Below are 25,150 nucleotides of genomic sequence, written 5' to 3'. Positions count from 1 at the left end.
GGGCAAAATCTTAAAGATTTAAACCCTATTAACACATCATTAAATTTATTGTTTTTCAGTTCGTGCCCCAGATTCATCATTGCCGCCTTTCTCTAAGAAACTTTGGAAAGACTCACCTGGCATTGACACACTTTCTCTAATCTTTAAAACTCTCTTAAGAGCTTCCTGTGATTTCAATCGTCGAAGTGATTCTGCCCCACGTGTCTCATAAATCTTAAATACAGATTCATTATCAATATCAGAATCCAAGGAAACACTTAACTTACTATAAATAACTCTTACATCCTTAACATAAAAAATCAAATTCTGATCCCTTGAGCTATGAGATTTTAAAACCCTAAATGCCTTAAATCTCATCTTACTTGAGGGAAGGGGATAATTAGGAATGTTATCCTTAACCACTCTAGCGCTCATACCTGGAATATAATTAGGATTTGACCACACTAAATCTGCCCAACCTTTAAATTTCAAGGTACCTAAAGGATATACATATTCCATACCACTCATATCTTCAAATAAAACTTCAAGATCGACCTCATGACCCAAACTGTAAACAGTAACCTTAACTTCTTTCATAATTTTAATATTATCAATAAGACCTTTACCTAAAAACTGCTTACCATCCTCCCCAGCATAAAACGGGATCTTAAATGGAGGCAAAACCATTGCAGAAGATTGAGAATAACTTGGGAATAATATTCTCACTCCTAAGATTGTATCGCCTGCATATCTTTTAGATTCAGCCTTAACAACAGCTGGAACAACAACAGAATTTTTTACATAAGCCTGCATCCTAGCTGAAGGAGCTAGAAGAACAGTCCAATTACTTATTCCAAGGTCTAATACCATATCTTCTGCTTTCACAACACTTGAAGCTCCGGAATACACACGATCAACATAATCTGCAAGATCAAGCCTTGTTGAACTTGGATCTCTTGCAAGTTCAACAAAATCAAAAACTACTTCGCCAGGCTCATCCTTAGGGGAATTAGCACCTGCACCAATTGCTTCTTGTCCGAAAAGAGGACTTAAGATAATAAGAAAAAATAAAATAAAAACAATGTTTCTTGCTTTAGTCATAAAAATTAACTCCTGCTACAAAATCATTTAAACTGCTAATTTTAATTTTACAGTATATCCAAGACTACCTCAAATGCCTTAAACATCTAAAATATACCCCTCAATAAAAATAACAATTTCCCTAATATTTCCAGAATAGTTAAAATTAATTGTTTTTTTTAAAGATTCAACAAACAAATTTACTCTCAGTTTATCAGAGTCATTATAACCACCATTCTTGAAAGAATTATAAAACTCTTTTGAAAGATTTATAAAATATACATCATTGCTTATAAAAGAATACAAAAGCTTTACATTCCTTGTCGCAAATTGTAAAGAAAAACCCTTACTATTACCCAATAGAAAGTCTCCAACTAAAAAATCCAAATTCTCTTTAAGAGTTTTTTTCTCCTTTAAATATCTTAAATCAGAAATCAATTCATTTTCAGAATAAAAATAAAATACTTTTCTAAAGAAAATATTCTCATAATTTACAAAAATTATACATGAAGACCATAGAAAACTTAACAATAAAAGTACAATTAATATTCCGAGTAAATATTTCTCTCCATTACGACCAAGAAAATTACAATAAATAGAATTATTTTTTAAAATCATATCCAAAACATCATTTTTCATAAAATTCAATAAACTTAATTAAAGATTTAAGTACTAACATATTCATCTTACTCATATAATTGTAATCTAAAATTAACATCGCATCATCAATATTAGATAAAAACCCAATCTCAATCAACACAGCAGGCATACTACTATTTTTGATCACAAACCACTGCTCTTCCCTAATTGATCGTATCTTGGTTTCATATAAAACATCACTAAAAGTCTCATATAAAATCTCAGCTAATTTCTTTGACTCATATTTATACTGAATATCTAGTATATCATTAAGCTCCCTTAAGTATCTATTACCTCTAATATCATATCCTTTAAAATTTCTTACAACTTCTCTTTTTGAATCCTGAGGAAGATACCAAAATTCAATTCCCCTAGCTTCAGGATTTGGCGCATTATTTACATGCATTGATAAAAATATAACATTATTTGGAAAATCTGGTTTAATTGCATTTGCAAGTTCAGATCTGTCTTGTAACGACACGAAAACATCATCTACACGCGTTAACAAAATATTCCTATCTAAAAAATAATTACTCAATATTTTATATAAATAAATAGAATAAGTTAAAGAAAAATCCTTCTCTAAAAGAGTAATATTATGTTCATTTATTTTATGAGTCACAACAGCTCCTCTATCATGTCCACCATGACCAGGATCGATTACTATCGATGTTATTCGTGGCTTGCTGTAGCTTTGCAAAGAGCTAAAATAATTTTTAATCTGCATCAAAGCCCTCTTGGTTATCAAGATTTCCCCATTCTTTAAAAGGATAGGATCTACATAAATATAATAACCAATAGACAAAAGGCCATATTCAAATCCCACCTTAAGCTTAAGATGTCCCTTCTCATGTTCAATTGTAAGAATATCATTTTCAATGTTAAAGTTAAACTTAAAGCGCCTACTGTCAAATGAATCAAGAATATTAACATAATCAAATTCTCGGGCATCTAAAAATAGAAAGACAAAGATTAAATTAATCAATAATATTATTTTCCCAAAGTTCAATTGCACTCTTTAAGTCACCTTTAAACCTTAAACTATTCTTAATAGTTTCATGTTTGATCTCTTTAAATTCTCTACCAAACTTAAAAGGGTTAACACCATACCTTAAGCACAGTTGCAAAAATCTAAGGAATGAAAATTTTATTCCGTTTCCAACAAAAATAGGAACATAATTTTTAAGCAAAAAGATCAAAAAACTTCTATTTTTTGTCAAATCTTCTGGAACATTTAAAGCGGTATATTGTATGCGCAATTTTCTATAGATATGGATACTCTCCCCGAAATAAATAGCCCTAAGTCCAAAATCCAGCTTTTGAAAATATTCGTTTTTAATCCTTCTATCAAAACCCCCCAACTGAACAAACTTCTCTTTAGAGTAAAGACCACAATAATCCATAGTAATTAAAGTTTTCTCATAATCCCTCTCAGAATTTATTAAAATTACCTTTAATTTTTGCTGTTTATCAATAGTGGGAAGAAAAACTGATGGAACAACTTCTTCTTCCTTGTCAAAAAATTCTCCACCAACAAGAAGTACATTCTTTTTAACTATTTCATCAAATATATTAGGAATCCAAAAAGGATTTAACAAGTACATATCACTTTGCAATACAAAAACAAAACTACAAATGGATTCTTTCATAGCTAAATTAACCTTCTCGCCAGAATTCAAGTCATCAGAAAGTAAAATAAACTTCAACTTATCATAACTTTCTGAAATAAATTGAAGAGAATTCCTGTTACTTTGCTTTTCAATAGAAATAATTTCTCTGATAAAATCAAAATTAGAAAGGGATTCAAATAAATCTTCTCTAAAAATTTTTGTACCTCTATTTAAAATTACAAAAGAAATTCCAAAAGTTGACCTTTGTACATAATTATTTTTAGACTGAATAACTGTATAAGAATAGTCATTACTCTTAAAATACATAAACTTACTTCAAAAATCCTTATAATTAAACTATAATAATTACATGGTAAGCACTAAAATGTTAAAAATAAGTATTTTAAACATTAAACAATTAAAATATAGCATAGTTATTGCCAATTTAATACTTATAACATTTATAAGTTGCAAAGATAAAAATATAACCTACGACAAAAGAATAAAAAAAATACTTGATAATAATAAAATTGAATATAGAATAGACAAAGAAAATGATTTTATTATATCAAAAACCATCAATCAAATAAAAACAGAAATAATAGTCAGATCAAAACTAAATTCATATAAAAATTCAAAAATAAGAGAAATTTTTGGAATTGTCGAGATATTCGACGTCAATTCGGACAAAATCCAAGAAATATCAGAATCTCTAATGAGTGATAGCTACAATAACCGAGTTTTAGGTTCGTGGGAAATCGTTCATGATCCTGAAAGGGGAAATAATTCTTTAGTATATATTGTCAAAGCTGAAGAAAATGCGAAAGAAACCTTTTTACTCGATGCTCTTGATGAAGTTGCAGCTACAATAGCTATCTTTAAAAAGGTAATAACGGATAACACTACAGAAATCAAAATTAATAATACACCTAATGAAATTAATAATGATACCTTACAAAATGAAGACAAAATAAAAGACCATGCAGAAGAGGAGCTTCAAAAAATAAAAGCCGAGTAACTATTCTACATTCAAAGAATTAACATCAAAATTAAAATTTACCTTGTCGCCTACCTTGATTTTAAATTTAGAAAAAGAACCCTCTGGAACCTCAAGAGCATATTTGACCTTATACCTAGAATTCACAATCCTTTTTGAAAAAGGAACCAAGCTGTAAATTTCCTTAATAATGCCCGCAGAATTAATATAAGCAATCTCAAGTGGCACAGGAGTATCTTTCATCCAAAAAGATAAATTTTTCTCTTTCTTAAAAATAAAAAGCATGCCATTATTTTCATTTATGTTCTTAGTTCCCATATACCCTTTAGTTCTAGTAAGCTCATCAAATGCAAGCTTAACAAAAAATTTAGTATTATTGATAATAATTGCTTTATCATATACATGACTGGTACAAGACACATAAAAAATTAATGCAAAAAGAAACCGCAGGATCAACTCTCCTTACTAACATAAGACTTTAATGTCATTCTTAAAATACTGCTACTTAAAACAATAATAGAATCACCAACATCCCAAGTATAATTAAAAGGAGTTACAGCAGTAGCATCACCAAATTTTTCCTTGACACCAATAACAATAGAATATTGAGAAATCAACTTCTTATCAAAAACAAAAGTATACGAATAAAGCTTATCTTTATCAAAATTAAAATAAGCATATCTTATAGGAGACTTACCTTCAAATCTTAAGGTTTGTGTTTTGGCATAAGGAAATTCAACTTCTTCAAGATCATAATAAAAAATAGAATTTTGACTAACATTATCCTCAACAGATTTAACGTTATCCCCCATCTTAAAAGACAAGAAAACAGATAACAAATAAAAAACCGTAATTACCATATGAATTCATCCTTAGAAAAAAAGAATGTAAACAAAAAGCAAAACCATTAAAAAACTTGCAAATAAATAAAGCATGACATTAATACTAAGTCCAAAATAAAATCTTGACTTTAAAAAACTACTATTATTCCAGAACCCCTTAAATCCTCCTCTATGTCTTCCTCTAAAAGAACGACTCAACTTTTCTTCAAAAGGACTATAACTACACTTTGGACAACCATCTTCAAATGCAGAAACAATACCCACATATCCACAATTTGGACACTCAAGATCACCTAGTTTAGCATGACAATTTGAACACACAGATTTACCAAGTCCAACCTTTCCTCCACATTGCTCACAAAAAACCCCAAATTTGACTTTTTTCAAACTATAATCCTTTAAATATAATATTTAAAGATAGTATACATTAATTATCATATAAAATATATTAATATATTAATATATTTAAATAGGAATACTAAAATGAAATCAGGATTTGTATCAATAATAGGCAGACCTTCAACGGGAAAATCTACACTCTTAAATTCAATATGCGGACACCAAATATCAATTATTTCATCTACACCACAAACAACTAGAAATAAAATAAAAGGAATATTTACAGATAAAAGGGGTCAAATTATTTTCATAGATACACCAGGATTTCATCTAAGTAAAAAGAAATTCAATATAGCATTGATGAATAACGTACATTCAGCAATTACAGAAACAGAATTAATTCTTTATGTAATTGATATTCAAGATGAACCTGGTATTGAAGAAAATGAAATATTAACAATTATCAGTAAATCCAAAATTAATTTCTTAGTAGTCATCAATAAGATTGACATTCAAAAAACAAAAGAAAGAGAAATCATGATTTTTTTAGAAAAAAAAGGAATCAAGAAAGACAATATCATAAAAATCTCCGCTGAGCAAAAAATCAATATTGAAGAAATTAAAGATAAGATTTATGCAAATCTCCAAGAAGGTCCTCTTTATTACCCAGAAGAATATTATACAGATCAGGAAATGAACTTAAGAACTAGTGAAATAATTAGAGGCGTAACTATTAAAAAACTCAAAGAAGAACTACCATATTCTTTATATACACAGATCGAAATTTTAGAAGATAGGAAAAATAAACTTTTTATTAAAGCAAATATTATTGTAGCTGGAGAGAGTCAAAAGGGCATAATAGTCGGCAAGGGGGGGCAAGGAATCAAAGCAATTGGAGAAGAAGCAAGAAAGATAATATCAAAAATATTTGAAAAAAAATGTGATTTATTCTTACAAGTGAAATTAAGAAAAAATTGGAATAAAAATTCTAAACTAATTAAAAATTTAATCAATTAGCACAATAACATCATAAAACATCTCCTTAAAATCTTGAAACAAAAAACATAGAATGATAAAATCAAGCTTTAAACAGGGGTAATATTATGAAAACAGCTCACTGGGCAGATTTTTACGCAAAAAAAATCATAGAAGAAAAGGGAGAAAAAGAACAATATACAGTTGCATCAGGCATCACTCCATCAGGAACTGTACATATTGGAAACTTTAGGGAAGTAATTTCCGTTGACCTTGTAGCAAGAGCATTAAAAGATGCGGGCCGAAATGTAAGATTTATCTACTCATGGGATAATTATGATGTATTTAGAAAAGTACCTAAGAACATGCCTAATCAAGAATTACTGACAACCCATTTAAGACAAGCGATCACAAGGGTTCCTGATACTCAAACTAATCAGTCAAGCTATGCAAGAGCAAACGAAGTGGAATTCGAAAAATATTTACCTATTGTAGGTATCAAGCCAGAATTCATAGATCAAAGTCTAAAATACATGTCAAGTGATTATTCAAGTCAAATTAAGTTTGCACTAGATCATAAAGATGAAATAGAAAAAGTGCTTAATAAATACAGAACAACAAAACTTGCAGACAACTGGTACCCTATTAGCATTTTTTGCACCAAATGCAACAGAGATACTACAACAATAAAAAATTATAATCACTGCTATTCTATTGAATACTGTTGCGAATGCGGCAACAAGGAATCGCTCGATTTAAGAAAAACATGGGCTGTAAAACTTCCATGGAGAATTGACTGGCCAATGCGATGGAAATATGAAAACGTTGACTTTGAGCCTGCGGGAAAAGATCATCACAGTAGTGGAGGGAGCTTTGATACCTCAATAGAAATTGTAAAAATTTTTGGGGGAACTCCTCCCATAACATTTCAGTATGATTTCATATCAATCAAGGGACGTGGTGGAAAAATATCCTCATCATCTGGAGATGTCGTGTCACTAAAAGATGTCCTTGAAATATACACTCCTGAAGTTACAAGGTTTTTATTTGCATCAACAAAGCCCAACACAGAGTTTTCAATATCATTCGATCTTGATGTAATAAAAATATATGAAGACTATGATAAATTTGAAAGAGTATATTATGGAATTGATGACATTAAAGAAAACAAAAAAGAAGCTTTTAAAAGAATTTATGAACTATCTCAACCAAAATTACCAGACAAAGAAATTCCCTATCAAATTGGTTTTAGACATTTAAGCACGATTTGTCAAATTTTTGAAGGCGATAAAGACAAAATTTTTAAACTTTTAAATGACGTCAAAGAAAGCCAAAAAGCAAAACTTATAAACAAAATTGAATGTGCCATTAACTGGATCAAAAAATTTGCACCTGAAGACTTTAAATTTTCACTAAGGTACACATTCGATAATATCGAACCCTTAAAGGATAATAACAAACAAGGGGTAACGCAATTACTAGATTTTTTAAAAAAAGATTTCAATAATATCACTGAAAAAGAAATCCAAGATGAAATTTATAATATTGCAAGAAACAATAACATTGAGCCCCCATTATTCTTTAAACAACTTTACAATATACTAATTAATAAAGACAAGGGACCAAAATTAGCAGGATTTATTAAAATAATTGGAATTAAAAAATTTGAAGAAATCGTTAAACACTATATTTAGCTCCAATATTAAATTATTTAACATATAACAGGAAGAGAGCATTAACTTAAATGATCTCTTCCTAATAGTCTTAATGGCCTCTTTATTTTTTCTTTCCTTGATTAGCAACAGATTCCATAGCCGCCTTAATCTTATCCTCATCACCTAAGTAATAGTGTTTAATAGGTCTTAAATCTTGATCAAGTTCATAAACTAAAGGAATACCAGTCGGAATATTGAGCTTTAAAATATCATCATCACTCATATTATCAAGATATTTAACAAGAGCTCTTAAGGAATTACCATGAGCAGCAATAATAACTCTTTTTCCCTCAATAATAGCTTTAGCAATTTTATCTGTCCAATACGGTATAACTCTTGCAACAGTATCCTTTAAACATTCTGTTGAGGGAAGCTCACTTTTAGGAATTCCTTTATATCTTAAGTCATGAATTGGATGACGCTTATCAGACTCTTCTAAAGGCATAGGAGGAATATCATAACTACGTCTCCACATTAAAACCTGATCTTCTCCATACTTCTCAGCTGTCTCAGCCTTATTTAACCCTTGCAAAGCTCCATAATGCCTCTCATTGAGTCGCCAGGATTTCTCTACATCAATATAAGATTGTCCCAACTCACGCAAAATAATATTTAAAGTATCATTAGCTCTGACTAACATTGAACTAAAAGCAATATCAAAAGAATATCCATTTTGTTTAAGAACTCTACCACCCTCTAAAGCTTCAGAAATACCCTTTTCAGAAAGCTTAACATCAGTCCAGCCTGTAAAAAGATTTTCTCTATTCCATTCACTCTCACCATGCCTCACTAAAACTAATTTATACATAAAATCTCCTAAGAAATGTTTTTTATTACTTTAATAACATTTTATCAATTAAATTAACACAAAATCTAATTAATGTTAATACTCAAGAATCCCCCCCAAGTAACCATAAATACAATAAATTATTAGACATTTTACTAAAAACCTATACTATCGCCTATCTCATTTTAATGATATAATCTATCTTAAAACCCTATAAATAAATCTACATTTAAGGATGATTCATAATGGAAGAACAAAAAAAGTTAGTCTCACAATACGCAATTGATCATTATATAAAAAGCAACATGCATCTTGGCATTGGAACAGGAACAACCGTTTTTTATGCAATTAAATATTTAAGCGACAAAATAAAATCTGGAGACTTAAAAAATTTGAAACTTTATCCAACAAGTAGTGATACAAAATATTTACTTGCAAAAGAAAATATTACATATGAATCCAAATTCACAAAATTTAGCAAAAATATAGACATCACAATTGATGGGGCTGATGAAATTTTATTAGAAAAAAAAGCCCTAATAAAGGGTGGTGGAGCAGCTCATTTAATGGAAAAGATAATAGCATACAATTCTCATCAACTATTGATTATTGCAGATGAAACAAAAATTGTACAAACTTTAGGAGAAAAAGTGTCTGTACCAATTGAAATTGTCCCAGATGCTCTTCCATTTATTACGGCGAACCTAGAAAAAATGAACTTTAACCCTGTTCTAAGGACTTGTAAATTCAAAGCAGGCCCAATCATAACTGATAATAATAACTACATCTTAGATGTAAAAATGAATATTGAAAATCCTAAAGGGGCTGAAAAATACTTTAAATTACTTCCAGGAATACTTGAGATTGGTATTTTCAACCATCAAAATACTAAAGTTATATACTATCAAAATGGACAGATTAAAGAAATTTAAAATTCACTTTAAAAGAATTATTAATTAAATATTCTCTAATCAACCGAAGATAAAAATCCAATTTAAATCTTTCATGCCCATCTAAATAAAGAATATCATTGCTAAAAACAACTGATTTACTTAAACTCAAAAGATAATCAATAAGCTTATAAAAATTTTCCTGATTATATATAAACCTACGCTTTAAAATAGAGACATCAAGACCATTCTTAGTGCCAAGATTTGTAATAAAATGACAAATAAAAAAATCTAAATCACTTAAACTCTCAAAAGTTGCCGAAGCTCTGGGACTCCCTAAAAAATTATCATCCCTCCTAATTACAGCCTCAAGACCATCACCTTTATGCGCAACAAGCAAACTAACAGAATTTATTCCAAGACCCAAATATGGTTTAAGAGCCCAATACCTTGCATTATGTTTACTCTCATGCCCCTTTAAGGCAAAATTTGAAATCTCATAATTTATATAACCACTAGATTCCAAAAAATCAAGAGCATAAAACCAAAAATATTCAGCCTTAGCCTCATCATAATTACAAGAAACCTCTTTAAAAAGCTCAATATTACAATTTTCTTCATCAACTAAAACTTCTGAAAGACAAATATGTTCAGGAGCACATGCAATTACCTTTACTAAATCACTCTTAAGATGCATTTTTTCTTGATAAGGAATATTAATACTTAAATCAATATTCAAATCAAAATCAAACTTATGAATATTATCAACTGCGATATTTACTCTACCTACAGATATCCAAGAAGCACCCAAAATCCTTAAAAATTTTGAAGAAAAACTCTTTACATCAAGACTAATTCTACTAACAGAAAAATCATTTAAAATTGTTAAAAGCGAAGGTGTAATCTCTCCAGGATGCAATTCAAAGGTAAATTCATCTAATGTAACAAAATCAAAATTTTTAGAAAGAGAAGTTAAAAATGATTCTAAATTAGCATCATTACCAAATCCCAAGGTTTCATATTTAATATAAAGAGTCTTAATTTTTGGGAAGCCCAAAACCTCTAAGCAACAAGACAACTCATGCAATATCTTATTAAAGAAAACATAACTAAAACATCTGGTAAGATCAATATAAATACTTAAATCCGTTAAACACAAAAAATTCACTACTATATAAACGGCCTTTAAAAAATTTAAGTTTAATTATAATATATATAATGGTAGCATCAATTATAATGAACTTAAATATCTTCAATATAAAATGGAAAATAAAAACAAGAGGTTTGAATGTCTAAAGATTATTACAACATACTTGGAATACACAAAAATGCTACAATAGAAGAAATCAAAAAAGCCTACAAAAAATTAGCTATAAAATACCACCCTGACAAAAACAAAGGCAATAAATTTGCTGAAGAAAAATTTAAAGAAATAAATGAAGCTTATGAAATTCTCTCATCTCCTCAGAAAAAAGCCAATTATGATAATTTTGGAAGTGCGGATTTTAATAATAATTTCAACACAGAGTCATTTAGTAAAGGATTTAAAAATACTGGATTTCATCATTTTGAAAACTTTGATTTATTCTCTAATATCTTTGGAGAATCTACAAGGGGAATACTTAAAGACAAAGAAATAACTATTAAAATTTCGTTATACGACGCTTATATGGGAGGAAGGAAATCAATATTAATAAACAATGAAAAAATTGACATTAATATTCCAAAGGGCACAATTGAGACTACGAAATTAAAATTCAATGGAAAGGGAAACATACATCCAATTTCTGGGAAAAGAAGTAATTTAATTATCAAATTTGAAATCTCAAGTTATAAAAATTTTAATTTAAAGGAACGAAACCTAGAAACAAAAATTACTGTATATCCATGGGAAATAGCTTTAGGTAGTGAAAAAATCTTTGAAACAATTGAAGGCAAAAAAATAAAGATAAAAATTCCAAAAGATACAAAAAATGGAGAGATACTTAAATTAAAAGGTCTTGGAATGCCTGCACTTGGGAATACCATTAAAGGAGATCTTAAAGCTACGCTAATAATAGATGTACCCAAAATCATTAATGATGAAGTAAAAAAAATATATGAAAGACTAAAAGAAATATATAATTAGGGATTTTAAACAAATAAATGTTCAAAATTTTTTAAGCTTTTCTCCCAATCAAGCTTGAGATCATTAAGCCTATTTATTTTAAGTTCATATTCCTTAATTCCATCCTCGATATTATTAAAATTTTTATTAATATCCACTGCAAATTGAATAATATCACCTTGACGGGGCGAAAGACTAAAGAAAGTAAATTTCCAACCCCCAGAATTTATAGTAGATATTATCCTTTTTTGAAAAACATAATCTGATATTAAAACAAGTTTTTGAAACTCTTTCCTGCGCAAATAAATAAATTCATTCCACTCATTAAAAATAGCATCAGGTAATTCATCTAAGCCAATATCAATAATATTACTTATTGACAAAAGGATATTGAGAGTCTCTAATAAATTCAAATAATAACTCTCAAAACACTGAATAGTAATATCTAGGAGAGAAATTTTAATAAGCAACTTAGATATATCAAGACTATGCTCTTTCATAATTTTTGATATTCTTTCTTTGGCATATTCTATAACAAATTTTTTATGTGTATCTTTAATATTCTCGCTTACTTTTACCTGTTCCACCTTTCCACAATACTCATCAATTTCTTTATTGATCAAATCCAGGCTATTATTATTAGCTTCATTAGAAAAGAAATCAATTGAGTTTGCCAGTCTTTCTAAAAACTCTTCTTTAATAAAAAAAGTGGCAATTTTTATACAAGAGTATGGGGTCTTATTTTTACTGTCAAATTCTTCAATCTTTTTTTTAAGATCTACTCTAAAATTCAAATATCTAAGTTTATCTAAAAATCTATTAAAAATATCTTCATTATTTAAAAGTACATCGCATTCTAAGTCTAGAAATTCTGATTCTGGATGATACTTTTTTATCAAATTTTTAATAGTATTTAAAACATCGCAAAACACCTTTTTATTAACATTTAAATTATCATTTAACTTTGAAGAAGAAGCACTAGCAATATTAGCAATATCCTTATGAGTCTTATCTAAAAAGACAATCTTACATTTAAGCAAATTGGCATCATTAATAAGATTTGACTGTTCTTTATAAGAATAGTAATTTATTAAACTATACCTAAAAATACTAAAATTTAGATGTTTCTGAAAATCAAAAAACCTATAAAATCCTAATGAACCAAAATCAAAAAACTTCATATCATAATATTATAACAAAACATCTATTTAATTTTTTTATAACAACTTAAAAGAATAGGAGAAGCTATAAAAATTGAAGAATAAGTACCAACAACAACACCTACCATAAATATTAAAGAAAAATCCTTAATAGCACCATCAGTAAACACATAAATAGAAAGCACAGCAACAAACGTCGTAATAGATGTCAAAATAGTTCTTGATAAAGTTTGCCTAATGCTTAAATTTAAAACATTTAAAAATGAAGTATCTGTCATATTCCTAGAATTTTCTCTAATCCTATCAAAAATAATTATCGTATCATTTAAAGAATACCCAATAATTGTCAATATAGAAACAATTATTGAACTATTTATCTCTATTCTAAATACCCCTAAAAAAGCAACCACAAAAAGTATATCATGAATCGTTGCAAATATTGATGCAACAGCATAACTTAACCTAAATCTCAATGCCACATAAACTAAAATAAGTGCAAATGTTAAACAAACCAATAACATTGATTTTGTCCTTAAAATAGATGAAAAATTCGAATCAATAAAATAAGAATCAAGAATTTCAACATTAACACCAAATTCAGCATTCAACTTATCGATTAATGTAGTGTGAATTTCTTTTTTTAAAGTATAATCAGTAATGTCTGACTTAACTATAATAGAAAAATGGCTCTTAGAAGCATCACTTGAAATAATTTCATTAACATCAAATGTTTTATAAACTGGAAAGAGCACCTTTTGCATATCATAATCTTTAATACCTGCTTTATCTATTACAAAATTAATATTAACCCCTGAAGAAAAGTCTATTCCCCAATTATAACCATCATGATACATAAAAGTGTAAATAAAGCCCGAAAAAATCATACAAATACTAACTATTATAGCTTTATTTCCATATTTTAAAAAATTAAACACTTTTTGCATAATTTGAACTCCAAGAGATACTTACACATTTGCTTTTACTTAAAGATATAATAACTTCTAAAATAAACCTTGAAAAGATTAAACTACTAAAAAGTGATGCCACAATCCCTATAGACAAAGACCACGCAAAACCTTGAATAGTTCCAGTTCCGAGAAGAGTTAAAAAAAGCACAGCAATAAATGTTGTAACATTTGAATCCATTATTGCCCAAAAAGCTTTTTTAAATCCATCCTCAAATGCTCTCCCAAATTTTCGCCCATTTCTAATCTCTTCCTTAATTCGCTCATAAATAACTATATTAATATCAACAGCCATGCCCATAGTTAATACAAGACCTGCAATACTTGTAAGAGTCAAAGTAAAGTTAAATGCCGAGAGAATTGCCAATATTAAAAATAGATTATAAATAACCAATGAAAATCCCGCTACAAAACCACTCATCTTGTAATATGCCAACATAAATAAAAAAACTAAAACAAGTGCAAGAAGAGATGCTTTTATTCCAAGTGCAATTGTCTTCTCTCCCATAGTAGGTCCAATAACTCTTAGGTCATCTATCTTTATTTCAACTGGAAAAGCTGCTGTTTTAAAAACAAGTGCAAGCTCATTAGCTTCCCTTTTATCAAAAGAATCTCCCTGAATTGAAACATTTCCTCCAGCAATAGCATGACTAATATTAGCCACTGATTTAATTTTTCCTTCCATAACCACCGCTAAAGCCTTGCCAATGTTCTTTTGAGTAAAGACAAAAAATTTTTCACTTCCCTCATTATCTAAATTAAACGTAACTATATCCCTACCTGTTTTGTGATCATTTAAAACCCCAGCATCCTTAATATGGGAGCCATCAAAAGAACTCTCAACACTAGAATCAACAACATAATAATGAACACTAGATTCATCATCAATACCATAAGAATCCTTAACATACCATGGAAAAATTTCCTTATTATCTCCAAGCCCCATGCTACTCTTAATATCAGAAATCGAATAAAGAGGTCCAGCTTCTAGTATTTTAGCATTAAGCACAGAGGTAGCATCATTATCAACCACATAAAAGGTTAAATTGCCTCTACCACTTAAAAGAGAATCAACTCGCTTCTCGTCCTTTTCTCCAGGAATATCTAAGAAAATCTTATTCCCACCTGCTTCTCTTGTAATCTTAGGCTCTGTAAGCCCAAAGGTGTCTACCCTCTCTTTAAGTATCTGAATTGTACGCCCAAGAGCTTCCTCCCTTTCTAGAGCACTCAAAGTTCTCCCTAATTTCTGCTCAAGCCCTGAGTAATCAAGAGAAATAGTAATACTCATTCCCCCAGACAAATCAAGTCCAAGTTGTATTATTTTGCTTTTATTCCTCTTTATATCTTCATAATACCTATAAATTTCAAGACTAAGCTCTTCAATATCAGAATCTGTTAAAAATCCATCTCTTAAGACTTTTACATTATTAAAGAATTTGGGAGGCTCTTTTCCATAAATTCTATAGTTATTCTTAGCAACTGGAATTAAATATTTCAAATCATCTGGAATTTGAGCATTGGGATCTCTTTGATACAATTCCCTAAGTTTTACAAGAGAACTCAAGGCCTTACTCTTAGAATAATCCCTTAAAGCCTCTTTTGAATACGAACTAATTTTCCTATCCCCATCATTAGTAAAAAAATACCACTTTAGAGTAGGAAATATTAAAAGATAAGCAAATGATGTCACAAATAGTATTAATATAAATTTAGAGACTTTATTCATAAATAGCACCCTTATTAAGTTAATCTAAATTAAACATTATGCTAAATTAATATTTAATTTAATAGTCATATATTAATTTGCTTCTAACACCTTAATTTTTGTTTTTAATTTCGTCAAAAATAACCTTTTCAACTGAACTTTTTATAAATTTTGCCTCAGAAGTTGGACTAAGCTCAAGCACAACCTCAGAATCACTAACCTTCTTAATAACCCCAAAAATTCCACCTATAGTTAAGACCTTATCTCCCTTTTTAAGGTTTTTGATCATATCCTTTTTTTTCTTCTCTTCTTTACGCTGAGGTGATATTACTAAAAACCAAAATATAGCAATTACAGGAATAAAAACCAATAAACTCCTAAAAAAACTACTACTATGGCTAAAATCTTGCAATAAAAACATAAAATTTCCTAACTTTTAAACATAAGTCGCTTTTGTACTAGCAATATCATCCGGATAAACTACCCCAAAGAGGAGCTCAAGCTCCTCTTTTTTACTATAACTAGATTTGCTAATTTTATTATACCTATCAATTAAATACTCAATAAGAGTATTATCTTTTCTATAAAGAGCCTTGCTAAAAGCACTTCTATAAAACCCAAGTTCAAAAAGTTCTTCTGCGCTCTTACCTTTATGCTGGCTTAAAAGCTCTTTATCTATTATTGCCTTAGAACCATCATAACCTATGCAAAAGACAAACTCATTTTCACTCAAATCTAGCTCCTTAGCACAATATAAATCCTCATAAATGAAAAATCTGCAAGTAAGACTAACTTACATCATCCCCATTCCAGGATCCATAGGGTAACCGCCACCACCAGCATTACTCTTCTCTTCTTTAACTTCAGTAATAGCACACTCTGTTGTCAAGAGCAATCCTACAATTGAAGCTGCATTCTGAAGAGCGCTTCTTGTAACTTTGGCAGGATCAATTATGCCACTCTCAATCATATTTACCCATTTAAAACTAGCTGCATCAAAACCGAGTCCTTTCTTGTCAGTTTTAATCTGATGAATATAAATAGAACTCTCAAATCCAGCATTAGCAATTATTTGTCTCATTGGTTCTTCAAGGCTTCTCTTCACAATCTCAAAACCTTGCTTCTCCTCATAGCTAAGTTTACTTGTATCAACTGTATCAAGATACATAGCAACTTCAATAAGAGTTGATCCACCACCAGGAACAACACCTTCCTCAACAGCGGCACGAGTTGCAGATAAAGCATCCTCAACCCTATGTTTTTTCTCTTTAAGTTCCACTTCAGTAACAGCACCAACATTAATAACAGCAACTCCACCAACAAGTTTTGCAAGACGCTCTTGAAGTTTTTCTCTATCATACTCAGAACTTGTCTCTTCAATTTGTTTTTTAATAAGCTCCGCACGCTCTTTTATTGGCTCTTTATTTCCAGTATTAATAATTGTAGTATTATCTTTATCAACTCTTATTGATTTAGCCTGGCCAAGTTGCTCAAGCTCAACATTTTCAAGAGTAAGTCCCAATTCCTCACTGACAAGTACTCCTCCAGTAAGTATCGCAATGTCTTCAAGCATTGCCTTGCGTCTGTCACCAAATCCAGGAGCTTTAATTGCACAAACCTTTAAAGCCCCACGAACACTATTTAGAACAAGTGCAGCAAGAGCTTCTCCCTCAATATCCTCAGCAATAATTAACAAAGGTTTATTTGTGTTTAAAACTTTTTCAAGCACTGGTAAGAGTTCTTTAATTGTACTAATTTTTTTCTCACATATTAAAATATAAGCATCATCAAAGCTTACACTCATATTTTCTTTATTTGTAGAAAAATAAGGGGACAAATATCCTCTATCGAATTGCATTCCTTCAACATAAGAGATTGTAGTATCAAAAGTCTTTGACTCTTCAACAGTAATAACCCCATCTTTTCCAACTCTGTCCATTGCTTCAGCAATTTTTTCACCTATCGAAGTATCATTGTTTGCAGAAATAGATGCTACCTGTGCAATTTCTTCCTTAGTAGTAATTTTCTTAGCAGATTTACGAATCTTTTCAGCAGCCAAAGTCACCGCACGATCTATCCCTTTTTTTATTCCAATTGGATTAATCCCAGAAGAAACATTTTTAAGTCCCTCTCTTGCAATTGCATAAGCAAGTACAGTAGCTGTAGTAGTTCCATCTCCAGCTAAATCATTTGTCTTAATTGCAACTTCTTTTAAAAGTTGTGCTCCCATATTTTCAAACGCATTTTCAAGCTCAATTTCACGAGCAACACTCACTCCATCTTTTGTAACAGTAGGAGAACCAAATTTTTTATCAATTAAAACATTTCTCCCCTTAGGACCAAGAGTCACCTTTACAGCATTTGATAATTTTTCAATGCCGCTGAGCAGACTCTTTCTCGCATCTTCATTAAAATATATGTCCTTAGCCATAAATTTTACTCCTTTTAAGTATAACAATTTAAAGTTAAATTAAATAGCACATCATAAAGTTAGCATGAACTTCATACAGATCACTATAAAAATATAATTTTTTTTTATTCATTAATCAAGCCAAAATAACATAAAAATCAAGAAACCTCTTTGCAGTAATTTACTGTAAAATCAATACCATTTATACTAATCTAATATATACTTATGTAAAGATCTTTTATGATGTTTAGAAAATTTAGAAACTCAAGAACTTATATTGTTATCATTTCAATAACTGCATTTGCTGAGAGTAAATTATATTCCATTTTATCAAATACCAAATATTTAATTGAAAACAAAAATTTAAGCTATAAGATACATTGGACATTCCCAACATACTTTTTTGAAATTTTAAAATTAAATTCAGAATTAAATGAATGGTTTCTTAAGAGACTTAAAAATAATGAAGATATTTACATTCCAAGCACGTACAGCGGCAGTCCTCATGAGTACATGTTACATGATGAAATACATGTAGATTTATACTGGGCTTTAAAGAACCCATTTAAAAGTGGATATAAAGATTTATTTAAAGATAATCCACATACATTTTACGTATACAATATGGAAAAATCAAGGAAGAGAGTGCTTGAACTATATAGAAACCTTAATTTTAACTACATAGAAGGAATAAGAATTGCAAAAAATAATAAAAAATATTTAGTTTTCTATAAAAATAATTGTCAATTACTCTCAGAAATCCAAGAACCTGAAACAAAAAAGCAAAATATAGATACGCTTATTTACTTTCATGAAATTAAAGACATTTATAACAATCAAGAATTAAAGAACTTTTTACTGTCTTTAAAAGAACTAGATGCAAACTTTTACAGTATTAAGATACAAAATCTAGAAGGCAAAAAAATAACCACAGAGCTCTTAGAAATCCCAGAGTTTAACTCATTAAAAGAACAAGCACTAATACTGCAATTTCAAAACAAAAGACTAAAAGAATATCAAGTAAATGAAACTTCTTTAAAAGAATTTTTAGTTAATAAAAATTTTGAATATCACTTAACCAATCTAGAACCTATTACAAGTAAAAATCTTGAATACAACATGGAAGGCAATTTTACGCTATCTCATGAAAAATATCATGTGAAGTTTGAAGAAGGCAAACTAAATAAGATCAAATATAAAGAGAGAAAAGTTGAATTTTTAGATTTTTGCAGAACTTACATTAAGGTCTTATCGAAAAAAGAAATAGTTATAGAACCAACTATTGAAAGTTCATTTTCATTCTCAAATGAGAAAATTGTAGGAATTAGACAATACTTAAATTTCAATGAAAAAGAAAAATCAATAATTGATTTCTTTCTAGACGAAAGCCTTGCAGGTTTTTTTATATCGATTAAAATAGCATGGCCTTCTGCTATAACTTGCAATAATAAAAGCCCAAAGATAAGTAACACAAATTATTTGCTTGAATATTCAAGTCTAGAGATACCCATTTTCGAAGTTGAGAAAGGAACAAACTTAAAAATTACTGCAAGATACAATGATTCTGATACTTATGAAAAAATTATTGAAACAAAAAAAGATATAAAAGGATACATCAATGGCACAGAATTCTTAATATCTAAAGGAAACGATCAAAATAGTAATTTCTTCATCAGTTTCTTAAATATCGAAAAACATATTATATACACGATCAATTATAAAATCTCAAAAAGAGGCTTTAAGAGATGGTTTATTTTAAATATAGGAGGATCTTACAATACAGTAAAAGCTGAAGATTTGCAAAATTATTCTTTGAGTTTAAACTTGCTATTAATCCCAATTAATAATAATTTTGATAATAAAATAAAGATAAACTCAAAAATAAAAACCTTACTTTTTTACCCAAATATAAAAAAAAATGAAAATAAATAGCTATCAGTAGCAAAATATTAATAAACCGTTATAAAATTATTTCTATAAGGACATTAAAGTACTTAATCTTAAATAATAAAGGGTATGATATATGAACAACAATACAATAGAGGTACATTCCACTTTAGAAAAAGTCGGAATTACTAATGACCCTATCTTGCTAAAATCATTAACAACAGAGTTGGGCATGAAAGCCTCACATTCAAGAAATAGAATAATTTTACACATTGCCTCAAATCCAAAAGAATATTTTACAGCAAAAGAGATTTACAACAAATTAATAAAAGAAATACCAAGCCTATCAAAAGCAACGGTGTATAACACATTAAACATCTTGAAAGAACGTAATATTCTTAAAGATATAAAAACAACCGATCAAAAAGAAACAAGATTTTATCTAAGTTTGACTTCTACAATAGCTCACTTTAAATGCAACAAATGCAATCAAGTTTATCCCATCCAACTTGATGACATTAAAGATATTCTGAAAGACAAACTTGGAGAAGAATGGAAAACCAAATCTATTGAAATTATTTATTCAGGCTCATGTAACAATTGTTATCAACAATCTAAAGATGAAAAATCTAATATTGATGATGAAAATAATTAAAGGAAAACAATATATGCACATAAAAAACTCTATTTTTATCTTTATATTCTTACTTCTTTTAATAGTAGTAGGTCCAAAAATGAAAGTTAGAAATGAATTTGCAAAGACCAAAATTCCCAATAAACTTGAAGAGATTGATCAATATTTACTAATTGAGGAATCCAAGTTTAATCTAGAAGCAAATACAAAAAAAGAAATCATATGGAACGAGGCTCAAAAAAGAACAGAATACGCCGTAGTATATATTCATGGCTTTGGGGCATCTAAAAATGAAATTTATCCCATTCCAAACAATATAGCCAAAGCATTAAACGCAAATATCTTCTTTACAAGACTTAAAGGGCACGGAATTAACAACAAAGACGCATTTAAAGGTGTTAACACTCAAGACTGGTTAAGAGATATTGATGAGGCTATTCAAATTGGGCAATCAATAGGAGAAAAATTAATAATCATTGGGACATCAAATGGTGGAGCTTGCACTATTTGGGCATTAAAAAACTACCCAAACAAAATATACTCTGCCGTCTTAATATCGCCCAATATCTATCCTAAAGATAAAAGAACAAGCTTAATTTACTATCCTTGGGGACGTCAAATTGCCTACCTTATAACAGGTGGCTATAATTCACTTGAAATAAGACAAAATAAAAGAACAGAATACGAAGAGGTCACAACATTCTATTCGCCAATACGACAAGTCGATTCAATAATTTCAATGATGGGTCTTGTTAAATTAATTAATGATAATGGTTTTGATAATATAAAAATTCCACTAACAATAGCTTACTCACCAAACGATCCTACAGTAGACTCTAATGAAATAAATAAATTCATAAGTGAATATGGAGGGCATAAAAAAACAATACCGATAATGCTTATTGAAAGTCTTCACTCTCATGTTTCTGTCGGTAATCATAGCTACAGAAGTGCTCAAAATACATCTTATTTAACAAAGTACGCAGTTGATTTTATTAAAAACATAAAAAGCAAGTGATATGCAAAAGCATATCACTTCTTAAAGAATTCAATTCAGTATTAATTGTCAAGAATTTCCTCAATTTCATTTTTAAGCACACTAACTCCAGGACCATAAATCACCTGTACGCCACTACTCTTGATAATAATTCCCTTTGCCCCAGTATTCTCCAGAGTATCTTTTAAAACTTTCAGAGAATCTTTTACAGTAACTCTAAGCCTTGTGGCGCAACAATCAAGTTCAATAATATTATCAGACCCTCCAAGGCCCATAATTACTTGAGACGCAACATTGTCTCTCTTTCCATTTGCAACAGAAAGAAATGCATCATTAGAATTGATACTATCTTCCCTCCCAGGGGTCTTATAGTCAAATTTAGATATTAAAAAAGTAAAACTAAAATAATATAGGAAGAACCAGAAAACACCTACCATTGGAACTAAAATCCAATTTGTTCTTGCATTTCCCTGCAAAATCCCAAAAAGAATAAAATCAATAAATCCTCCAGAAAAAGTCTGTCCTATTGTAATTTCTAGAATATGAGCAAACATAAATGCAAAACCATCAAACACCGCATGAATCACATAAAGAACTGGTGCTACAAAAAGAAAAGAAAATTCAAGAGGTTCTGTAATTCCCGTTAAAAAGGAAGTTAAAGCTGATGAAAACAAAAGTCCAAAAACTTTTGCCTTTTGACTAGGCTTTGCAAGGCGATAAAGCGCAAGAGCAGCACCTGGTAGTCCAAACATCATAGTAATAAATCTTCCACTCATAAAACGACTAGTTCCAATAAAAAATCTATCAGTACTCTGAGATGCAAGCTCAGCAAAAAAAATGTTCTGAGTTCCTTCAACTAACTTACCATTAATAATTTCAGAACCACCAAGACCAGTTGTCCAAAAAGGCAAATAAAATATATGATGCAGTCCAAAAGGACCGAGCATTCGTAAAAAAATGCCGTAAATAAGAGTACCAACATATCCTGTCGCATCTACTAATACACCCACTCTGCTAATTCCAGATTGCATGAACGGCCAAAATATAAACATACATACAGCAAGAAGAATATTTGAACAAGAAACTACTATTGGTATAAACCTAGACCCTGAAAAAAATCCAAGAACTCTTGGAAATTCAATTTTATTAAACTTATTGTGAAGATAATAAGTCAAAATACCAACAATAATCCCACCAAAAACGCCTGTCTCTAAAGTTTTAATCCCAAGTATCACCCCAACAGCTCCACTTGAGAGATCTTCAGCTTTTCCGAACATATCAACTAAAATGCCAATAGTAGAATTTAAAACAAGATACCCAATAAAGGCAGAAAGTCCCGCTGTTCCTTTGTCTGATTTTGCAAGTCCAACAGCAACTCCAATTGCAAATATCGGGGGCAAATTAACAAAAATAATAGCACCTGCGGTACGCATTACATTAAACACTGACTGGATAAAAAACACATTCAAAAAAGAATATGCATTGATAGTTGCCGGATTAGAGAGAGCACCTCCAACACCTAAAAATAATCCTGCCGCAGGAAGAATAGCAATAGGCAACATAAAAGAACGCCCAAATTTCTGGGCATTCTCAAAAAATTTCCCCATAAAACCCTCCTATATGTCTATAAAAAAACTCATCAGACATCATAAAAACACTCAAATTTCTTTAACCTCATTTATTTTATCAACAAAATTTTTCGTAATTTCCATAGGTCGTGTAATAGCCCCACCTACAACAACCAAAGAAATTCCAAGTTCAAAACTTCTCTTAGCCTTAAGAGGAGTATCAATTTTTCCCTCAACTATTAACTTCGATTTGAAATCATACTTAAGTAAATTTTTTAAAAAGGCAAAATCATCATCTGCAATATTACACCCTTCAGTATCCTTTGTATATCCATGTAAAGTCGTGCCAATAAAATCAAATCCAAGCTTATCTGCATTAATAGCCTCCTCTAAAGAAGCAATATCTGCCATAAATAGCTGATTGGGATATTTCTTCTTAATCTTATTAAAAAATTCAGATAGCAAAAGACCATCGGGACGCTCTCTAAGAGTAGCATCCAGAGCAATAACATCGACCCCTTCACTACAAAGTTCATCGACTTCTTTAATAGTAGGCGTAATAAAAACAGGGGAATTATTATAAACTCTCTTAATAATACCTATTATGGGTAAATCAACTTCTGATTTTATTTGACGAATATCTAGAACACTATTGGCTCTAATTCCAACCGCTCCGCCCATCTTTGCTGCTAAGGCCATCTTAGACATAATAAAACTACTATGCAAAGGTTCGCCTTCAAGAGCTTGGCAAGAGACAATTAGACCTCTTTTAATTTTTCCAATAATATCAAAACCTCCTATGACTTAATCGTTCACAAAAATCTTAAGTTTACAAACTATACCATTTTTGAAAAAGATGCAATTCACCGTTAATTTAAGCAGATATAAATACAGATTTCATATCTGCTTAAATTAAGCTATAATTTAACAATGTCAAGTAAAATCAACTGGTTCCCTGGTCATATGAAAAGAGCCTTGGACTTAATCCAGGCAAATCTTAAGAGAACAAATATTGTATTAGAAATACTTGACGCTAGAGCTCCAATGAGTAGCAAAAATCCACTAACTGAAAAAATAATTAAAAACTCAAATAAGGATAAAATAATACTTTTAAACAAATCAGACCTTGTAAAGACAAGAGAAATTTTGAAATGGAGAGAATATTTTGAAACACTTGGAAATAATGTACTAATCACAAACATATACAAAAAAGGAATGAAAAAACAAATAATTGACAACATAAAAAAAATAGCTAATGTAAAAAAAATTAAAACTTACACAGAAAAAATCAAAGTCTTAGTAATTGGGGTGCCAAATGTTGGGAAATCATCTATAATTAACCTACTTGTAGGAAAAAAAAGCACAAGTGTTGCAAACAAACCAGGACACACAAGAAATATACAAATATTAAAAGTAAACGAAGAGATCAATATCTTCGATATGCCAGGCATCTTATGGCACAACTTAGAAGACCAAGAAATTGCAAAAAAACTTGCAATACTAGACATGATAAAAAATGAAATAATAGACAATACAGAACTTGCACTATATCTACTTAAAGAAATGCACATAAATAACAAAAACAAATTACTAAATAAATATAGTATCAAATCAACAGATTCACTTCAAATTTTAGAAGAATTTGCAAGAACAAGGGGATTTATAAATAAAAAACATGCAATGGACATCGAACGGGCATCAAAAATACTAATAAAAGAATACAGAGAAGGTAAATTTGGGAAAATTATACTTGACGTAAAATGCCATCATAACAATAAATAAAGTCATTTACATAAGCATTAATATAAAGTATAATCTAGTCTCATGTGATCCAATCGCCACATGAAAAAGGAGGGTCCCATTA

26 protein-coding genes are annotated in these 25,150 nt (G+C 29.7%); 9 read left to right on the top strand and 17 right to left on the bottom strand.

All coding sequences use genetic code 11. The features are described from left to right. Positions 1-45 precede the first annotated feature (45 nt). The 4 genes from bhDAH_RS03390 to bhDAH_RS03375 all read right to left on the bottom strand — a co-directional run bounded on the left by bhDAH_RS03390 (position 46) and on the right by bhDAH_RS03375 (position 3,635). On the bottom strand, positions 46-1,080 hold the full coding sequence (locus tag bhDAH_RS03390; RefSeq protein ID WP_012422418.1) for a flagellar filament outer layer protein FlaA: 1,035 nt from the start codon (positions 1,078-1,080) through the stop codon (positions 46-48). A gap of 78 nt (positions 1,081-1,158) precedes the next feature. Beyond that, the gene (locus bhDAH_RS03385; RefSeq protein ID WP_043924527.1) at positions 1,159-1,698 is read right to left on the bottom strand and encodes a hypothetical protein; all 540 of its coding nucleotides are present in this window, start codon (positions 1,696-1,698) and stop codon (positions 1,159-1,161) included. Next, positions 1,688-2,683: an N-acetylmuramoyl-L-alanine amidase family protein gene (locus tag bhDAH_RS03380; RefSeq protein ID WP_025406703.1), complete on the bottom strand. Its 996-nt coding sequence runs from the start codon at positions 2,681-2,683 to the stop codon at positions 1,688-1,690. Before bhDAH_RS03380 ends, bhDAH_RS03385 begins: the two co-directional genes overlap by 11 nt. After that, complete coding sequence (locus bhDAH_RS03375; RefSeq protein WP_012422415.1) at positions 2,676-3,635, bottom strand: glycosyltransferase family protein; 960 nt, start codon at positions 3,633-3,635, stop codon at positions 2,676-2,678. Before bhDAH_RS03375 ends, bhDAH_RS03380 begins: the two co-directional genes overlap by 8 nt. A 58-nt stretch (positions 3,636-3,693) precedes the next feature. Here bhDAH_RS03375 and bhDAH_RS03370 point away from each other — a divergent pair, with 58 nt between their 5' ends. Further along, on the top strand, positions 3,694-4,326 hold the full coding sequence (locus bhDAH_RS03370; RefSeq protein ID WP_172643771.1) for a hypothetical protein: 633 nt from the start codon (positions 3,694-3,696) through the stop codon (positions 4,324-4,326). Here bhDAH_RS03370 and bhDAH_RS03365 read toward each other — a convergent pair whose 3' ends face one another. The 3 genes from bhDAH_RS03365 to bhDAH_RS03355 are packed head-to-tail and all read right to left on the bottom strand — an operon-like array spanning position 4,327 to position 5,534. After that, on the bottom strand, positions 4,327-4,761 hold the full coding sequence (locus bhDAH_RS03365; protein WP_012422413.1) for a DUF192 domain-containing protein: 435 nt from the start codon (positions 4,759-4,761) through the stop codon (positions 4,327-4,329). It abuts the gene before it with no gap. Further along, entirely contained in the window at positions 4,758-5,165 is a 408-nt protein-coding gene (locus bhDAH_RS03360; RefSeq protein ID WP_012422412.1) for a hypothetical protein, read from the bottom strand. Before bhDAH_RS03360 ends, bhDAH_RS03365 begins: the two co-directional genes overlap by 4 nt. A gap of 12 nt (positions 5,166-5,177) precedes the next feature. Beyond that, positions 5,178-5,534, bottom strand: coding sequence for a hypothetical protein (locus bhDAH_RS03355; RefSeq protein ID WP_012422411.1), 357 nt, complete (start codon positions 5,532-5,534; stop codon positions 5,178-5,180). A gap of 96 nt (positions 5,535-5,630) precedes the next feature. On the opposite strand from bhDAH_RS03355, the gene era reads away from it, so the two are divergent. Together era and lysS are read left to right on the top strand one after the other, a co-directional pair. Then, positions 5,631-6,503 (top strand): GTPase Era, encoded by an 873-nt coding sequence (era, locus tag bhDAH_RS03350; protein WP_012422410.1) that lies wholly within the window; start codon positions 5,631-5,633, stop codon positions 6,501-6,503. An 86-nt stretch (positions 6,504-6,589) separates the two neighbouring features. Then, complete coding sequence (gene lysS, locus bhDAH_RS03345; protein ID WP_012422409.1) at positions 6,590-8,155, top strand: lysine--tRNA ligase; 1,566 nt, start codon at positions 6,590-6,592, stop codon at positions 8,153-8,155. Positions 8,156-8,237: 82 nt separating this feature from the next. On the opposite strand, the gene gpmA is transcribed toward lysS, so the two are convergent. Then, positions 8,238-8,984: a 2,3-diphosphoglycerate-dependent phosphoglycerate mutase gene (gpmA, locus tag bhDAH_RS03340; RefSeq protein WP_012422408.1), complete on the bottom strand. Its 747-nt coding sequence runs from the start codon at positions 8,982-8,984 to the stop codon at positions 8,238-8,240. A 224-nt stretch (positions 8,985-9,208) separates the two neighbouring features. Here gpmA and rpiA point away from each other — a divergent pair, with 224 nt between their 5' ends. After that, a complete protein-coding gene (rpiA, locus tag bhDAH_RS03335; RefSeq protein WP_012422407.1) occupies positions 9,209-9,895 on the top strand; it encodes a ribose 5-phosphate isomerase A in 687 nt (228 codons plus the stop codon). Here rpiA and psgB read toward each other — a convergent pair. Continuing rightward, positions 9,882-11,021: a HemN-related non-iron pseudo-SAM protein PsgB gene (gene psgB, locus bhDAH_RS03330; RefSeq protein ID WP_012422406.1), complete on the bottom strand. Its 1,140-nt coding sequence runs from the start codon at positions 11,019-11,021 to the stop codon at positions 9,882-9,884. The two genes, rpiA and psgB, sit on opposite strands and share 14 nt — an antisense overlap. Before the next feature lie 120 nt (positions 11,022-11,141). On the opposite strand from psgB, the gene bhDAH_RS03325 reads away from it, so the two are divergent. Next, positions 11,142-11,981: a DnaJ domain-containing protein gene (locus bhDAH_RS03325; protein ID WP_012422405.1), complete on the top strand. Its 840-nt coding sequence runs from the start codon at positions 11,142-11,144 to the stop codon at positions 11,979-11,981. Between the two features lie 5 nt (positions 11,982-11,986). Here the strand turns inward: bhDAH_RS03325 and bhDAH_RS03320 are convergent, their stop codons facing one another. The 6 genes from bhDAH_RS03320 to groL form a co-directional block, all read right to left on the bottom strand. Beyond that, positions 11,987-13,141: a hypothetical protein gene (locus bhDAH_RS03320; protein ID WP_012422404.1), complete on the bottom strand. Its 1,155-nt coding sequence runs from the start codon at positions 13,139-13,141 to the stop codon at positions 11,987-11,989. 23 nt (positions 13,142-13,164) lie between these two features. After that, entirely contained in the window at positions 13,165-14,064 is a 900-nt protein-coding gene (secF, locus tag bhDAH_RS03315) for a protein translocase subunit SecF (RefSeq protein WP_012422403.1), read from the bottom strand. Next, positions 14,048-15,811, bottom strand: a complete 1,764-nt coding sequence (secD, locus tag bhDAH_RS03310; protein ID WP_043924477.1) for a protein translocase subunit SecD — start codon at positions 15,809-15,811, stop codon at positions 14,048-14,050. The genes secF and secD overlap by 17 nt, the downstream gene beginning before the upstream one ends. Before the next feature lie 91 nt (positions 15,812-15,902). Further along, a complete protein-coding gene (gene yajC / locus bhDAH_RS03305) occupies positions 15,903-16,211 on the bottom strand; it encodes a preprotein translocase subunit YajC (RefSeq protein WP_012422401.1) in 309 nt (102 codons plus the stop codon). 15 nt (positions 16,212-16,226) lie between these two features. Further along, positions 16,227-16,523 (bottom strand): hypothetical protein, encoded by a 297-nt coding sequence (locus tag bhDAH_RS03300; protein ID WP_012422400.1) that lies wholly within the window; start codon positions 16,521-16,523, stop codon positions 16,227-16,229. A 60-nt stretch (positions 16,524-16,583) separates the two neighbouring features. Continuing rightward, positions 16,584-18,221 carry a chaperonin GroEL gene (groL, locus tag bhDAH_RS03295; RefSeq protein WP_043924476.1) on the bottom strand — a complete coding sequence of 546 codons (1,638 nt, stop codon included), beginning with the start codon at positions 18,219-18,221 and terminating at the stop codon, positions 16,584-16,586. Between the two features lie 222 nt (positions 18,222-18,443). Here groL and bhDAH_RS03290 point away from each other — a divergent pair, with 222 nt between their 5' ends. The 3 genes from bhDAH_RS03290 (at position 18,444) to bhDAH_RS03280 (ending at position 21,739) form a co-directional block, all read left to right on the top strand. Further along, complete coding sequence (locus tag bhDAH_RS03290) at positions 18,444-20,132, top strand: hypothetical protein (protein WP_043924475.1); 1,689 nt, start codon at positions 18,444-18,446, stop codon at positions 20,130-20,132. Positions 20,133-20,223: 91 nt separating this feature from the next. Further along, on the top strand, positions 20,224-20,742 hold the full coding sequence (locus bhDAH_RS03285) for a ferric uptake regulation protein (RefSeq protein WP_012422397.1): 519 nt from the start codon (positions 20,224-20,226) through the stop codon (positions 20,740-20,742). Positions 20,743-20,755: 13 nt separating this feature from the next. Continuing rightward, the gene (locus bhDAH_RS03280) at positions 20,756-21,739 is read left to right on the top strand and encodes an alpha/beta hydrolase (RefSeq protein ID WP_043924526.1); all 984 of its coding nucleotides are present in this window, start codon (positions 20,756-20,758) and stop codon (positions 21,737-21,739) included. A gap of 41 nt (positions 21,740-21,780) precedes the next feature. Here bhDAH_RS03280 and bhDAH_RS03275 read toward each other — a convergent pair whose 3' ends face one another. Together bhDAH_RS03275 and bhDAH_RS03270 are read right to left on the bottom strand one after the other, a co-directional pair. Continuing rightward, positions 21,781-23,325: a PTS transporter subunit EIIC gene (locus tag bhDAH_RS03275; RefSeq protein WP_012422395.1), complete on the bottom strand. Its 1,545-nt coding sequence runs from the start codon at positions 23,323-23,325 to the stop codon at positions 21,781-21,783. Positions 23,326-23,376: 51 nt separating this feature from the next. Beyond that, a complete protein-coding gene (locus bhDAH_RS03270; RefSeq protein ID WP_043924474.1) occupies positions 23,377-24,072 on the bottom strand; it encodes an N-acetylmannosamine-6-phosphate 2-epimerase in 696 nt (231 codons plus the stop codon). 144 nt (positions 24,073-24,216) lie between these two features. On the opposite strand from bhDAH_RS03270, the gene ylqF reads away from it, so the two are divergent. Next, entirely contained in the window at positions 24,217-25,068 is an 852-nt protein-coding gene (gene ylqF, locus bhDAH_RS03265; protein WP_012422393.1) for a ribosome biogenesis GTPase YlqF, read from the top strand. Positions 25,069-25,150: the final 82 nt, after the last annotated feature.

Source organism: Borrelia hermsii DAH (genome assembly GCF_023035675.1).
Lineage (GTDB): Bacteria > Spirochaetota > Spirochaetia > Borreliales > Borreliaceae > Borrelia > Borrelia hermsii.
This window is presented reverse-complemented; position numbering and strand designations above follow the sequence as displayed.

What these genes read in the sequence shown, in the direction of transcription:
- bhDAH_RS03290 (WP_043924475.1), top strand. Translation starts at nt 18,444, where the DNA reads ATGTTTAGAAAATTTAGAAACTCAAGAACTTATATTGTTATCATTTCA.
- bhDAH_RS03360 (WP_012422412.1), bottom strand. Translation starts at nt 5,165, where the DNA reads ATGGTAATTACGGTTTTTTATTTGTTATCTGTTTTCTTGTCTTTTAAG.
- bhDAH_RS03320 (WP_012422404.1), bottom strand. Translation starts at nt 13,141, where the DNA reads ATGAAGTTTTTTGATTTTGGTTCATTAGGATTTTATAGGTTTTTTGAT.
- bhDAH_RS03275 (WP_012422395.1), bottom strand. Translation starts at nt 23,325, where the DNA reads ATGGGGAAATTTTTTGAGAATGCCCAGAAATTTGGGCGTTCTTTTATG.
- ylqF (WP_012422393.1), top strand. Translation starts at nt 24,217, where the DNA reads ATGTCAAGTAAAATCAACTGGTTCCCTGGTCATATGAAAAGAGCCTTG.
- bhDAH_RS03280 (WP_043924526.1), top strand. Translation starts at nt 20,756, where the DNA reads ATGCACATAAAAAACTCTATTTTTATCTTTATATTCTTACTTCTTTTA.
- bhDAH_RS03325 (WP_012422405.1), top strand. Translation starts at nt 11,142, where the DNA reads ATGTCTAAAGATTATTACAACATACTTGGAATACACAAAAATGCTACA.
- rpiA (WP_012422407.1), top strand. Translation starts at nt 9,209, where the DNA reads ATGGAAGAACAAAAAAAGTTAGTCTCACAATACGCAATTGATCATTAT.
- gpmA (WP_012422408.1), bottom strand. Translation starts at nt 8,984, where the DNA reads ATGTATAAATTAGTTTTAGTGAGGCATGGTGAGAGTGAATGGAATAGA.
- bhDAH_RS03370 (WP_172643771.1), top strand. Translation starts at nt 3,694, where the DNA reads ATGTTAAAAATAAGTATTTTAAACATTAAACAATTAAAATATAGCATA.
- yajC (WP_012422401.1), bottom strand. Translation starts at nt 16,211, where the DNA reads ATGTTTTTATTGCAAGATTTTAGCCATAGTAGTAGTTTTTTTAGGAGT.
- secD (WP_043924477.1), bottom strand. Translation starts at nt 15,811, where the DNA reads ATGAATAAAGTCTCTAAATTTATATTAATACTATTTGTGACATCATTT.
- secF (WP_012422403.1), bottom strand. Translation starts at nt 14,064, where the DNA reads ATGCAAAAAGTGTTTAATTTTTTAAAATATGGAAATAAAGCTATAATA.
- era (WP_012422410.1), top strand. Translation starts at nt 5,631, where the DNA reads ATGAAATCAGGATTTGTATCAATAATAGGCAGACCTTCAACGGGAAAA.
- lysS (WP_012422409.1), top strand. Translation starts at nt 6,590, where the DNA reads ATGAAAACAGCTCACTGGGCAGATTTTTACGCAAAAAAAATCATAGAA.
- bhDAH_RS03285 (WP_012422397.1), top strand. Translation starts at nt 20,224, where the DNA reads ATGAACAACAATACAATAGAGGTACATTCCACTTTAGAAAAAGTCGGA.
- bhDAH_RS03390 (WP_012422418.1), bottom strand. Translation starts at nt 1,080, where the DNA reads ATGACTAAAGCAAGAAACATTGTTTTTATTTTATTTTTTCTTATTATC.
- bhDAH_RS03375 (WP_012422415.1), bottom strand. Translation starts at nt 3,635, where the DNA reads ATGTATTTTAAGAGTAATGACTATTCTTATACAGTTATTCAGTCTAAA.
- bhDAH_RS03385 (WP_043924527.1), bottom strand. Translation starts at nt 1,698, where the DNA reads ATGAAAAATGATGTTTTGGATATGATTTTAAAAAATAATTCTATTTAT.
- groL (WP_043924476.1), bottom strand. Translation starts at nt 18,221, where the DNA reads ATGGCTAAGGACATATATTTTAATGAAGATGCGAGAAAGAGTCTGCTC.